11 protein-coding genes and 1 pseudogene are annotated in these 12,164 nt (G+C 69.3%); 9 read left to right on the top strand and 3 right to left on the bottom strand.

Going from position 1 to position 12,164, the window contains the following annotated elements; genetic code table 11:
* Positions 1-4 precede the first annotated feature (4 nt).
* Positions 5-1,027: a YihY/virulence factor BrkB family protein gene (locus AB0436_RS06010; protein WP_366466486.1), complete on the top strand. Its 1,023-nt coding sequence runs from the start codon at positions 5-7 to the stop codon at positions 1,025-1,027.
* A gap of 94 nt (positions 1,028-1,121) precedes the next feature.
* A complete protein-coding gene (locus tag AB0436_RS06005) occupies positions 1,122-1,868 on the top strand; it encodes a GPR1/FUN34/YaaH family transporter (protein ID WP_366466485.1) in 747 nt (248 codons plus the stop codon).
* Between the two features lie 18 nt (positions 1,869-1,886).
* Here AB0436_RS06005 and AB0436_RS06000 read toward each other — a convergent pair whose 3' ends face one another.
* Positions 1,887-2,216 (bottom strand): HAD hydrolase-like protein, encoded by a 330-nt coding sequence (locus tag AB0436_RS06000; RefSeq protein WP_366466484.1) that lies wholly within the window; start codon positions 2,214-2,216, stop codon positions 1,887-1,889.
* 227 nt (positions 2,217-2,443) lie between these two features.
* Positions 2,444-2,695, bottom strand: a pseudogene (locus AB0436_RS05995) (type B 50S ribosomal protein L31); the annotation flags it as partial.
* Positions 2,696-3,046: 351 nt separating this feature from the next.
* Here AB0436_RS05995 and AB0436_RS05990 point away from each other — a divergent pair.
* From AB0436_RS05990 to AB0436_RS05980, 3 genes are all read left to right on the top strand, one after another.
* Complete coding sequence (locus AB0436_RS05990) at positions 3,047-4,054, top strand: hydroxyacid dehydrogenase (RefSeq protein WP_366466483.1); 1,008 nt, start codon at positions 3,047-3,049, stop codon at positions 4,052-4,054.
* Between the two features lie 70 nt (positions 4,055-4,124).
* Positions 4,125-5,201: a LacI family DNA-binding transcriptional regulator gene (locus tag AB0436_RS05985; RefSeq protein ID WP_366466482.1), complete on the top strand. Its 1,077-nt coding sequence runs from the start codon at positions 4,125-4,127 to the stop codon at positions 5,199-5,201.
* A gap of 109 nt (positions 5,202-5,310) precedes the next feature.
* On the top strand, positions 5,311-6,108 hold the full coding sequence (locus tag AB0436_RS05980; RefSeq protein WP_366466481.1) for an alpha/beta hydrolase: 798 nt from the start codon (positions 5,311-5,313) through the stop codon (positions 6,106-6,108).
* 22 nt (positions 6,109-6,130) lie between these two features.
* Here the strand turns inward: AB0436_RS05980 and AB0436_RS05975 are convergent, their stop codons facing one another.
* A complete protein-coding gene (locus tag AB0436_RS05975) occupies positions 6,131-7,162 on the bottom strand; it encodes a LacI family DNA-binding transcriptional regulator (protein WP_366466480.1) in 1,032 nt (343 codons plus the stop codon).
* Positions 7,163-7,361: 199 nt separating this feature from the next.
* On the opposite strand from AB0436_RS05975, the gene AB0436_RS05970 reads away from it, so the two are divergent.
* From AB0436_RS05970 to AB0436_RS05955, 4 genes are all read left to right on the top strand, one after another.
* Entirely contained in the window at positions 7,362-8,645 is a 1,284-nt protein-coding gene (locus AB0436_RS05970) for an extracellular solute-binding protein (protein ID WP_366466479.1), read from the top strand.
* Entirely contained in the window at positions 8,645-9,616 is a 972-nt protein-coding gene (locus AB0436_RS05965) for a sugar ABC transporter permease (protein WP_366466478.1), read from the top strand. The genes AB0436_RS05970 and AB0436_RS05965 overlap by 1 nt, the downstream gene beginning before the upstream one ends.
* Positions 9,617-9,623: 7 nt before the next feature.
* Complete coding sequence (locus AB0436_RS05960; protein ID WP_366466477.1) at positions 9,624-10,499, top strand: carbohydrate ABC transporter permease; 876 nt, start codon at positions 9,624-9,626, stop codon at positions 10,497-10,499.
* A 68-nt stretch (positions 10,500-10,567) separates the two neighbouring features.
* Positions 10,568-12,151 (top strand): glycoside hydrolase family 43 protein, encoded by a 1,584-nt coding sequence (locus AB0436_RS05955; RefSeq protein WP_366466476.1) that lies wholly within the window; start codon positions 10,568-10,570, stop codon positions 12,149-12,151.
* Positions 12,152-12,164: the final 13 nt, after the last annotated feature.

Genomic DNA, 12,164 nt, shown 5'->3' with positions numbered 1-12,164 from the left:
CGCAGTGGGAGCGGTGCAGCGGTTCGACGCCTACCAGCAGCGGCACACCTGGGTCGGCCAGCCGCTGGCGGTGGCGTACAAGTTCTTCGACGACGAAGGGGCCTACCTGGCAGCGCTGCTCACCTACTACGGCTTCCTCTCGCTCTTCCCGCTTCTGCTGCTGCTCATCACGGCGCTCAGTGCGCTGCTGGAGAACGACCCCGGATTGCAGGAGCAGGTATTGCATTCGGCTCTGCGGCAGTTTCCGGTGATCGGGGATCAGCTCCAGAACAACATTCATTCCTTCCGCGTCAACGGTCTCGCCCTTGCCGCGGGCGTGGTCGGCAGCCTGTACGGCAGTCTGGGTGTGGCCCAGGCCGCGCAGCACGCGCTCAACGCGATCTGGGCGGTGCCACGGCACCTCCGTCCGAATCCGATCCGCTCGCGTATGAAGGGCCTGGTGTTCCTGGCGATGGTGGCCGTCGGACTCGGCGCTGCCACCGGGCTGTCGTTCATGGCGTCGGCGACCAGCGCCTTCGGGCTCAACCTCGGGGACGAGTTCCGGTTTCTGGCGACCGTGCTGGCGATCCTGCTCAACGCGTCGTTGCTGCTGCTGACCTACCGGATACTGACCCACCGCGAGGTCGAGTTCCGGAAGCTGTGGGCCGTGGCGCTGGGCGGCGCGTGTGTCTGGCAGGTGCTGCAGTGGGCCGGGGCCTACTATGTCAGGCACGCTCTGCGGGGGGCCAGCGCCACGTACGGGATGTTCGCGATCGTGCTCGGTCTGATCGCCTGGCTGTATCTGGGCGCCCTCATCTTCGTCACAGCGGCCGAGGTGAGCGCGGTGCGGGTGCACCGGCTGTGGCCCCGCAGCCTGCTGACCCCCTTCACCGACCGGGTCCAGCTCACGCCGGCCGACCGGCGCGCCTACACCTCCTATGCCACCACCGCGACGTTCAAGGGATTCGAGGAGGTCCGCGCCGATTTCCACCAGGAGACCGGCCGGGCCGAGGACGACGGCGAGCCGGATACGCCGGAGGACGATTGACGGAACCGCCGGTGGGGACTCGCCGCCAGGGCGTCCCTTCGATGTGATGGCCGGGCCGACCCCGCCCATCCCCAACTCAGCGCGGAGGATTCCGATGAGCTCTGCCGACCGTGGCAGCACCACCCCGGACCGGCCGCACGGCCGTACGGGACAGGCGTCCGGCAGCGGGAAGACCGGGCTACCGGTTCCCACCGCCACCGTCGTCCTTCGGCCGTTGGGCAGCCCTTTGCCGATCGGCTTCCTCGGACTGGCCGGCGGGACGTTCGTGCTCGCCGGTCTCCAGCTGGGATGGGTCGCACCGTTGCAGGGGCACGATGTGGCGCTGGTGCTGCTGGCTTTCGTCTTCCCGGTCCAGGCCGTCGCGACCGTCTTCGGGTTCCTGGCCCGGGACTCCGTGGTGGCCACCGGGATGGGGGTGCTGTCCGGCACCTGGCTGGCTCTGGGGGCCGTCACGGCATCCAATCCGCCGGGATACACCAGTAACGCGGTGGGCCTGCTGCTGATGGTGGTGGGACTGGCGCTGCTGGTGCCCGTCGCTGCGAGCGGGAGCAACAAGATTCTCGCCTCCACTGTCCTGGCCACCGCTTCGGTCCGGTTCTTCCTGACCGGTGCCTACGAACTCTCCGGCGCCCAGGCGTGGAAGCACGCCGCCGGCGCGGCCGGCCTGCTGCTCACGGCCTTCGCGCTGTACGCGGCGCTCGCCTTCGAAATGGAGGACCAGAAGCACCGCACCGTGCTCCCCACCTGGCGGCGCGGCGCCGGAGCGGAGGCCTTCGACGGCGACCCCGCCGACCAGGTCGAGCAGATCACCAAGGAAGCGGGTGTGCGCCAGGAGCTGTGACCGCCGGGCGTGACGGGGTCATGGGTTCCCGGCGAGGACGCGGGCGAGCTCCCGCAGGTCGCTCACCGTGTGGTTCGGCGCGGACATCCCAGCCGGGTAGCCGGTCGCGGACCGGCTGAGCCACGCGGCCCGCAGACCCGCGCGGCGTGCGCCGTCGATGTCCCACGGATGGACGGCGACCAGCAGCGTCTCGGCCGGTGCGACGCCGAGGAGACCGGTGGCGTACCGGTAGGCCGCGGGAGCCGGTTTCCATGCCCGCGGCGCGCTGACGTCGAGGTGTGCCGTGAAGCAGCCGCCCAGGTCGCTCAGCGTCTCGTTGACGTCGAAGAGCACCAGCCGGACCGGCACGGCAGCCGCATCGGGCGGGTCGCCGGCGCTCAGGGCAGCCGCCGCTCGACTGCTTCCCGGCCCTTCTCGGCCAGTTTGCGGCGGGCCCAGTCCAGATTCACCGGTGTGATGTCCCGTCCACTGGCGAGTACGAGATCTTCTGCCGACACCTCACCCTCGGCGCCGGTGTGCAGGTCGGCGTCCGGCGTGACCTCCGAGGGTTTCGGGGTGAGCCGCCGGTCGCTCTCCTCCCCGGCGCCACCGCCGAAGCGCCGCTCGAACTTCTCGATCTGACCGGCGGAGTCGACGGCGCGCGCCTCCCCCGTGTAGAAGGGGTGGCTCTCCGCGGAGATCTCCACGTCGATCACCGGGTAGCTCTGCCCCTCCTCCCAGTCGATCATCTCCTCACTCGTGGCGGTGGACCGGGTGAGAAAGGCGTACCCGGCGGCGCGGTCCCGGAAGACCACCGGCCGGTACGAGGGGTGCTTGTCCTGTCGCATACCTGCTCCTTGCTGCTGACCGGCGTGTGGCGCGTGCCCTGGGCACCACGCCTCGCCCACGGCCCATGAGCGAGCGCGGCGGCGCATCCGGGCGGCGGGAGGACCGGGGGCTGCGGGTCCCTGCATCTCGCGCCGCGACTTTCCGCGTTTCGGGTTCCTGCGATTCGGGTTCCCCCATTTTCGCGCAGAGACACCTGGTCCGCCCGAGGAGACTTCCGGTACCCGGCCGGACGAGGCAACCGGTACCGTGACTGGTTTGCACAGCTCGACGATTCCTTCCCATTGACCACGGTCACAGACAGGTCATAGCGTAGAGACCGGTTTCCATACCGCTACCCAAGGACATCACCTGTGACCCAGCGACCGGTGGCGCTGTTCGCCATGCGTTCCCGCGATCTGCCAGACGTCTTCCCGCCTCAGGTACTGCGGCAGCTGCGCGAGGCGGTGACCATCGACCCGGACCTGATCGCCGAGCGGTTCGACGATCCGCGGGTGCTCGAGGTGCTCGCGTCGGCCGAGATCCTCATCACCGGATGGGCCAGCCCGGTGATCGACGCCGAAGTGCTCGCGGCCGCGCCGCGGCTGCGTTCCGTCGTGCACTGGGCCGGAACCGTGAAGGGCCACCTGTCCGACGACTGCTGGGACCGCGGGCTGCTGATCTCCTCGGCCGCGGAGGCCAACGGCGTGCCGGTGGCCGAATACTCCCTAGCCGCGATTCTCTTCGCGGGTAAGGGCCTGTTCGCCCTCCGTGAGCGCTACCGCGCCGACCGGGCGTTCACTCTGGCCGCGGTCGAACCCGGGGTCGGAAACTTCCGCCGCCGGGTGGGCATCATCGGCGCTTCGCGCATCGGGCGTCGAGTGATCGAGCTGCTCCGTCCCTTCGACTTCGAGGTCTTCCTGGCCGATCCGTACGTCGAGGCGTCCGATGCGGCGGCGCTCGGCGTCACCCCGGTCGACCTCGACACCCTCCTGGCCTGCTGCGACGTGGTGAGCCTGCACGCCCCGTCCACCCCCGGCACCCGCAACATGCTCAACCGCGACCGGCTGGCGCTGATGCGCGAGGGCGCCACCCTCATCAACACCGCCCGCGGTGAACTAGTCGACACCGAGGCCCTCACCGACGAGGTGGCCCAGGGCAGGCTCACCGCGGTGCTCGACGTGACACACCCCGAACCGCTGGACCCGGAGTCCCGGCTCTTCGATCTGCCCGGTGCGTTTCTGACCCCGCATGTCGCCGGCTCGCACGGCAACGAGCTGGAGCGCCTGGGCCGCAGCGCGGTCGGCGAAGTGGAACGACTCGTCTCGGGGCTGCCGCTCGCGTATCCCGTTCTCCGTGAGCAGCTCAGCCGCAGTGCGTGAACCCACGGCGGGCGTCAGGTCGTAAGCTGCGAGCTGTCCTGCCGGGGGATGCGAAGGAGAGCGCGAGCCAGTGGCCAAGAAGCAGACACCGCACAGCGCTCAGCGTGCCACCGTGCGGGATGTCGCGGCCCGCGCCGGGGTGTCCCCCGCGACCGTTTCCCGGGTGCTCGGCGGCACCTATCCGGTGGCCACCGCCACCAGAACGAAAGTCCAGCGGGCCATGCGTGACCTCGACTACGTGGTGAACGCCCAGGCCCGGGCGCTGTCCGGGGGCACCACCAAGACGGTGGCCTTCATCGTCGACGATGTGACCGGGGCCTTCTACGCCCATATCGCACGCGGTGTGGAGGAACAGGCGGCGCAGGAGGGCCGGCTCTGTCTGCTCTGCACCACCCAGGGCGACCCGGAACGCGTGCTCGCCGTGGTCGAGTTGATGCGGGAGCAGCGTGCGGACGCGGTGATCGTGGTGGGTGGCGCCTGGGAGGACCCGGTCTACCACGAGCGGATGACCCGCTTCGCGTACGCCCTCGACCAGGCAGGCTCCCGGCTTGTCCTGGTGGGCCGTCCGCCGCTGGGCGAGGATGTGCCGGCCACGGTCGTGAACTATGACAACGAGGGCGGAGCCTACGCGGCGACCAGCCATCTGCTGGCCGCCGGCCACCGCAAGGTCGTCTACGCCGGCGCCACGGCGGGCCTGGTCACCATCACCGAGCGGCTGCAGGGATTCCGGCGCGCGCACCGGGCGCACGGCATCGAGGCCGATCCCTCGCTGATCGTGCCCGGTGACTTCAGCCGCGCGGACGGACGCCGGATGATACGTGAACTGCTGGCCCGGAAGGCCGAGTTCACCGCCGTGGTGGCCGCAACGGATGTGGTGGCGGCCGGTGTGCTGCTGGAACTGCGGGAGGCGGGCCTGCGGGTCCCGGCGGATGTCGCCGTGGTCGGCTATGACGACATTCCGCTGGCGTCGGACCTGTATCCCGCGCTGACCACCGTCCACGTGCCGCAGGAGGAACTGGGCCGCACCGCGGTACGGCTCGCGCTCCGGCGGGATGCGCGGTCCGGGGCACAGAGGCAGCACGTGACGCTGGGGACGCATGTGGTGGTACGGGAGTCCGCACCTCCACCGGGGAGCCTGCGGGTCTGAGGCGCGCCGGGCGGGGGGACGACGACCAGGGACAGACCGGCGATTACGGAAACTTTCGGTGTCGGGGGAATACGGGCGCGGCGCTCGCCGGCCGGGCACGATCCGCACCATGAGCGCACTCACCGTCAACGGCGTCACGCTGTCGTTCACCGATCATCCGGGCCCCGCCGGGCCGCCGCCGCTGCTGCTGGTACACGGCTGGGGCGGCAGTGGAGTGGAGTGGCGGGAGCAGGTCCGAGCGTGGGCCGGGCGGCGCCGGGTCGTGGTGCCCGATCTGCGCGGCCACGGGAAGTCCTCGGTACCGCCCGACGGGTACGGCCCGCGCGACTTCGCCGCTGATCTCGGGGGTCTGCTGCGCGAACTGGGCACCGGCCCCGTGGTCGCTGTGGGGCACTCGATGGGCGGCCAGGTGACGACCGCACTGGCCGTGGAACACCCCGGCCTGGTCGCGGCATTGGTGGTCCTGGATCCGGCGTACGGCGCCGATGCGGCGGAGGCGGCTCGGCTGCCCGCCGAACAGGCGGCGCTCCGGCGCGAGGGTGTGGGGTGGGCCGTGCGCTTCGTACACCGGGCGTTCGGCCCCGACTCCCCCGCCGATGCCCGCGCCCGCCACGCGGAGTTGATGGCCACCATGTCCCCGGACGTGCTCCTGCGGTGCAGGGACGGCATGTATCTGGCTCCGGGCGCCTTCGGTTTCCGGCCGGCCGCCGTGGAGTATCTGGCAGGCCGCCGCTGCCCGGTGCTCGCGGTGTACTCCACGTCCGGTGCGGCGGACTGGGAGCGGAGCACCCGGCCGCCTGCCGGTTCACGCACGGTGGTATGGACGGGCTGCGGTCACTACCTCCACGAGGAGCGGCCTTCGGAGCTGGCGGCGCTGATCGACGAGTGGACCCGCCACCTGCGGTGATTTCGCTGAAGGAATCGGTCGTTCACCGGGCGGGCGCCGTACTGCTGCGCTCGATGAGCCGGGTGGACAGCTCGGTCCGGACGCCGTCGGGACGCTCGCCGTCCATCATCCGGCCGAGCAACCGCAGCGCCGTGGCGGCCATTTCGGACAGCGGCTGCCGCACGGTCGTCAGCGCCGGTGTCGCCCAGCGGGCCTCGGGCAGGTCGTCGAAGCCGACCACGCTGATGTCGTCGGGTATCCGCAGACCCTGTTCGGCAATTGCCTCGTACACCCCCAGCGCCATGGGGTCGGAGCAGACGAAGACGGCGGTCGGCCGGTCCGGGAGTGCGAGGAGGTCGCGCATCCGCTCGCGCGCCGTGACCTGGTCGAAGTTGCCGTACCTGACGTAATCGGGGCGGTGCCGGACACCGGCCGCGGCCAGTGCGGATCGGTAGCCGGCCACCCGCGCGCTGCTGCACATCTTGCGGCGGTAGCCGCCGATCACGGCGATCCGCTCGTGGCCGAGGGAGAGCAGGTGCTCGGTCGCGCTGACGCCGCCCTGCCAGTTGGCCGCGCCCACGGAGACCACGCCGGACGACGGCTCGACGACCGGGTCGATCATGACGTACGGAATGCTGTGCTGGTCGAGCCAGGCGTACTGGGTGGCGGTGAGTTCGGCCAGGTTGAACAGGACGCCCGCCGAACCACGCGCACAGAGTTTGTCCAGCCAGCCCCGTTCGGGCCGGCCGCCGCGGGTGCGGGTCAGGCCGGCGGAGACCACCACCTCCAGGCCCGCATCGTGTGCGGCCATTTCCACGCCGTGCAGGATGGCTCCCGACCAGGAGCTGTCCAGCGAGTGCACCACCAGATCCACCAGCGCGGGCGGCTTGTTGGCCTGGAAGCGCGGCCTGCGTACGTAACCGAGCCGGTCCAGCACTTCGGTGACGCGGCGGCGTGTCTCGGGGGCGACGTCCTCGCGGCCGTTGACCACTTTGGACGCCGTGGGCACCGAGACTCTCGCCTCGCGGGCGATCACGGACAGAGTGGGGCCCATCGCGGTTGCGGATCCGGCCATCGGTCTCCCCTTGGCGTTCGAAAATTTCGAGTAACGGCTGTAGCCCGGCAGAAACATTGACCCGGCAGCAACCGGTTCCTACATTAAACGCGCCGTGAACATGCAGGGAAGACCTGGGAATTCGCCGGACCGACCCAGCTGAAACTTTCGAAATATCGAACACGGAATCATCCCGGACTCCCTGAGAGGTGAGCGCGCCATGCATGTCTCCACCCACCGGATACGCATCGCAGGAGCAGCGGTGGTGGCGGCGGCCATCACCTTCACGGCGAGCGGCTGCGGCAGCTCATCGGCCGGCGGCAGCGCAGGAACCATCACGCTGAAGGTCACCACGCAGGTCGACTACGGCTACCGGAAGTCGCTCTACAAGGAGTACGAGAAGACCCACCCCGGCATCAAGATCAAGGAGGTCCTCATCGACGACCTCCCGAAGAAGCTGGTCACCCAGCTCGCCGCCGGGCGCGGGGCCTCCGATGTGGTGGGGCTGGGCGACGACACCATCACCAAGTTCATGCCCAGCCACGACAAGTTCCTCAACCTCGCCGACTACGGCGTCGACAACGTCAAGGACCCCTGGGTGGACTGGGCGTACAAGGCGGGCACGGTGGAGAACGGCAAGTTCGTCATGGGCCTGCGCACCGACATCGGCGGCATGGGCATCTGCTACCGCACCGACCTGTTCAAGAAGGCCGGACTGCCGACGGATCCGGCGAAGGTGGCCGCGCTCTGGCCCACCTGGCAGAAGTTCACCAGCGTCGGCGAGCAGTTCAGCAGCAAGGTGAGGAACGCCTCCTTCACGGCCAACACCGGGGACGTCTGGGTGGCCATGGGCAATCAGATCAAGGAGACCTTCTTCGCCGCGTCGGACGACTCCTTCATCGCTGACAAGAACACCGCGCTGAAAGCCGACTTCATGGAGGCCGCCGCCATGTCGGTCAAGAAGGTCAGCGGCGGCTTCCCGCCCTTCACCCCCGAGATGGCCAACGCGCTCAAGAATGGCAAGACCGCGACCGCGATCTGCCCGGCCTGGAAGCTCGACCGTACGAAGGAGGCCTCGGGCCCGGAGAACTCCGGCAAGTGGTCGGTGGCCGCCGCACCGCTGGGCGGGAACTGGGGCGGCTCGTACCTGACCGTGCCCAAGCAGACCGCGCATCCGAAGGAGGCCGCCGCGCTGGCCCGCTGGCTGACCGCATCGGCGCAGCAGAAGAAGCTCTTCCTCGACGCCGGCTATCTCTCCAGCCACCCGTCGGTCTACAACGATCCGACGGTGCAGGCCAAGAAGGACCCCTACTTCTCCGACGCCCCCACGGGCAAGATCTTCGCCCAGGCTGCCGACGCCATGAAGCCGATCTACCGCGGCACCAAGGACAGTGACGTGCAGAGCGCGTTCATGAACGCGCTGCTCCGGGTCGAACAGGGCAAGCAACAGCCCGAAGCCGCCTGGGCCCAGGCCGTCTCCGACGCCAAGAAGGCCATCGGCTGATGACCGTCACCGAGACCCGTCCCGCGGCGGAGGCACCCGAGGCCCCCGCCGCGGGGCGCTCCCCCTGGCGCACCCGGCTCTCCCGCTTCGACCTGCGCTACACGCCGTATCTGTTCATCGTCCCGTTCTTCGTCATCTTCGGCTTCTTCGGAGTCTGGCCGCTGCTCTACACCGGCTGGATCTCGTTCCACAAGTGGGCCATGATCGACGGCGACCAGGGCTGGGTCGGCCTCGACAACTACACGGCGCTGTTCAAGGATGTGTACTTCTGGAACGCCCTGCTGAACACGGTGCTGCTGTTCCTGCTCGGCACCATCCCCCAGCTCTTCGCCGCACTGGGACTGGCCGCGCTGCTCAACCGCAAACTGCGGGCAAGTTCGCTGTGGCGCGCCTCGGTGCTGCTCCCGCATGTGGTGTCGGTCGTCGCGGTGACGCTCGTCTTCGCGCAGCTCTTCGGCCACAACACCGGTCTGGTCAATGACGCGCTGGGAGTATTCGGCATCGACCGCATCGACTGGCAGGCCAACCGCTGGTCCGCGATGATCGGCATCAGCACCATCATCATCTGGCGCTACACCGGCTACAACACCTTGATCTTCCTGGCGGCGATGCAGAGCGTCCCGCACGAACTCAAGGAAGCCGCGATGCTCGACGGGGCGTCACGGTGGCGCGTCTTCCGGTCGATCACCGTGCCGAGCATCCGGCCCACCATCATCTTCGTCGTCATGATGTCCTCCATAGGCGGCATGCAGATCTTCGCCGAGCCGCAGCTCTTCGACGTGGCGGGCACCGACGGGACGGGCGGCAGCGACCGCCAGTTCCAGACGCTGATGATGTACCTCTACGAGAAGGGCTTCCGGGACTTCAACGCGGGCTACTCCGCCACCCTCGCCTGGGTGATGTTCCTGCTCATCGCCGTGGTCTCCGGCATCAACTACGCACTGTCGCGGCGTATCGCGACCAAGGGGTGACCGCGTCATGTCCACCACCGCAACCGCCCGGCCGGAACGCCGCAAGCAGCACATCTCCCCACTCAGCCGCCGGCCCGGATTTCTCACCTACGCGGTACTGATCGCGGCGCTGCTCGCGTCCGTCTTCCCGCTCTACTACTCCTTCGTCGTGCCCACCCGGGACAACTCCGTCATCGGGGACTCGGCCCTGAGCCTGACCCCCGGCGGCCACCTCTTCGAGAACATCCACCGGGTCTTCGACAAGGTCGACTTCTGGCTCGCGATCCGCAATTCGCTGATCATCTCCACCACGGTGACGGTCTGCTGCGTGCTGCTCGCCTCACTCGCCGGCTTCGCCTTCGCCAAGCTCCCGTTCCGGGGACGGGGTGCGCTCTTCCTCATCGTGGTGATCACCGCGATGCTGCCGACCCAGCTCGGTGTCGTGCCGCTCTACATGCTGATGGGTCACCTCGGCTGGATCGCCACCCTGCCGGCCGTGATCGGCCCGGCGCTCGTCTCCGCGTTCGCGGTGTTCTGGATGCGCCAGGCGTGCGAGGAGTCGGTTCCGTACGAACTCGTCGAGGCGGCGCGGATCGACGGGTGCTCCACGCTCGGCACGTTCTGGCATGTCGCGCTGCCCGCCATCCGTCCGCAGGCGTCGGTGCTCGCCATGTTCACCTTCATGGGCGCCTGGAACGACTTCATGTGGCCGCTGATCGTGCTCGATCCCTCGGAGTCACCGACCGTGCAGACCGCGCTGTCCTCGCTGGCCGCCGGCTACTCACTGGACTACACGCTCATCCTGTCCGGCGCCGCGCTCGGTGTGCTGCCGCTCATCGTCATCTTCATCCTACTCTCCCGGCAGATCGTCGCCGGTGTGATGCAGGGAGCCGTGAAGGGCTGAGTCCTCCGGGGCCCTCCGGAGCCTGAGCGCTCTCCCCCGCACGCACTCGTACACACGAAAGGACCTGCATGTCCGCGGGCCAGATACACAACCCCGTGCTGCCCGGATTCCATCCGGACCCCAGCATCGCGCGGGCGGGCGACCACTACTACCTCGCCACCTCCACGTTCGAATGGTTCCCCGGGGTGCCGCTGCACCGCTCCGCGGACCTGGTGAACTGGGAGCTCATCGGTCATGCGCTGGACCGTCCGGACCTGATCGACCTGCGCGGTGTGCCCGATTCGGGTGGGGTGTGGGCGCCTTCGCTCTCGTACGCCGACGGTCAGTGGTGGCTGATCTACAGCATCGTGCGGACGGTCGGCGCCCCGTACAAGGACGTCGACAACTACCTGGTCACCGCTCCGGGCATCGAAGGCCCCTGGTCGGAGCCGGTGTTCCTGAACTCGTCCGGCTTCGACCCGTCCCTCTTCCACGACGAGGACGGGCGGAAGTGGCTGGTCAATCTGCAGTGGGACCACCGGGCCGGCCGGCAGGCCTTCGCCGGCATCGTGCTCCAGGAGTACGACGCGAAGAAGCAGGTCCTGGTCGGGCAGCCGTGCAACATCCTGCGCCACGACGAGCTCATCGAGGGGCCGAACCTCTACCGCAGGGACGGCTGGTACTACCTGATGCTCGCGGAGGGCGGCACCGGCTGGAACCACGGCATCCTGATGGCCCGCTCCCGCGCACTCACCGGACCGTACGAACTCGATCCGCGCGGCTCCCTGCTGACCACCCGGGACGATCCCGAAGGGCCGCTGCGCAAGGCGGGCCACGGCGAACTGGTGGAGACGCCCGACGGCGAGTGGTTCCTCGCGCACCTCGCCTCCCGGCCGGTGGACACCCCCGACGGGCCGCGGTGCATTCTGGGCCGGGAGACCTGTCTGCAGCGGGTCGGCTGGACCGACGACGGCTGGCTGCGGCTGGTGGGCGGCGGCAACAAACCGCTGACGGAGGTGGCGGGACCGCGCGGGGCGCTGCACCCCGTACCGGAGCCGCCGGCGCGTGACGACTTCGGTTCGCTCGCGCTGGATCCGAGCTGGAGCACCCTGCGGGTCCCGCTGGGTCCGGACCGGCTCACCCTCGCTGAACGTCCCGGCTGGCTGCGACTGCGCGGGCGGCAGAGCTCGCACTCGGCGTTTCAGCAGAGCCTGGTCGCCAAGCCGCTGCGGTCGGTGCGCTGCGAGGCGACGACCGTCCTGGACTTCCACCCGTCGCACTTCTCGCAGATGGCCGGCCTCATCTGCTGGTACGACACCACCACCCATTTCTATCTGCGGGTGACCCATGAGGAGGGGCGGGGCAGGGTCCTCGGCATCGACCTGACCGACGACGGCGCCTACCAGGAGCTCACCTCGTGTGCCGTCCCCGTCGACGACTGGCCGCTGGTCCACCTGCGGGCCCGCTTCCAGGGCGCCGAGCTCCGGTTCTCCGCCTCCCCCGACGGCACGGACTGGCAGCGGATCGGCCCGGTGCTGGACGCCGGCAAGCTCTCCGACGACTACGGAGCACGGCTGCGCTTCACGGGAGCGTTCGTCGGTGTCTGCGCCCAGGACCTGGGTGGTACGAGCGCACCCGCCGACTTCGACTGGTTCGAACTGCGGGACCGGTGACCCGGGGTGGTCG

It is taken from the genome of Streptomyces sp. NPDC051322, from assembly GCF_040689485.1.
GTDB lineage: Bacteria > Actinomycetota > Actinomycetes > Streptomycetales > Streptomycetaceae > Streptomyces.
Note: the sequence above shows the minus strand (reverse complement) of the source record. Positions and strands in the feature narration are given on the sequence as shown.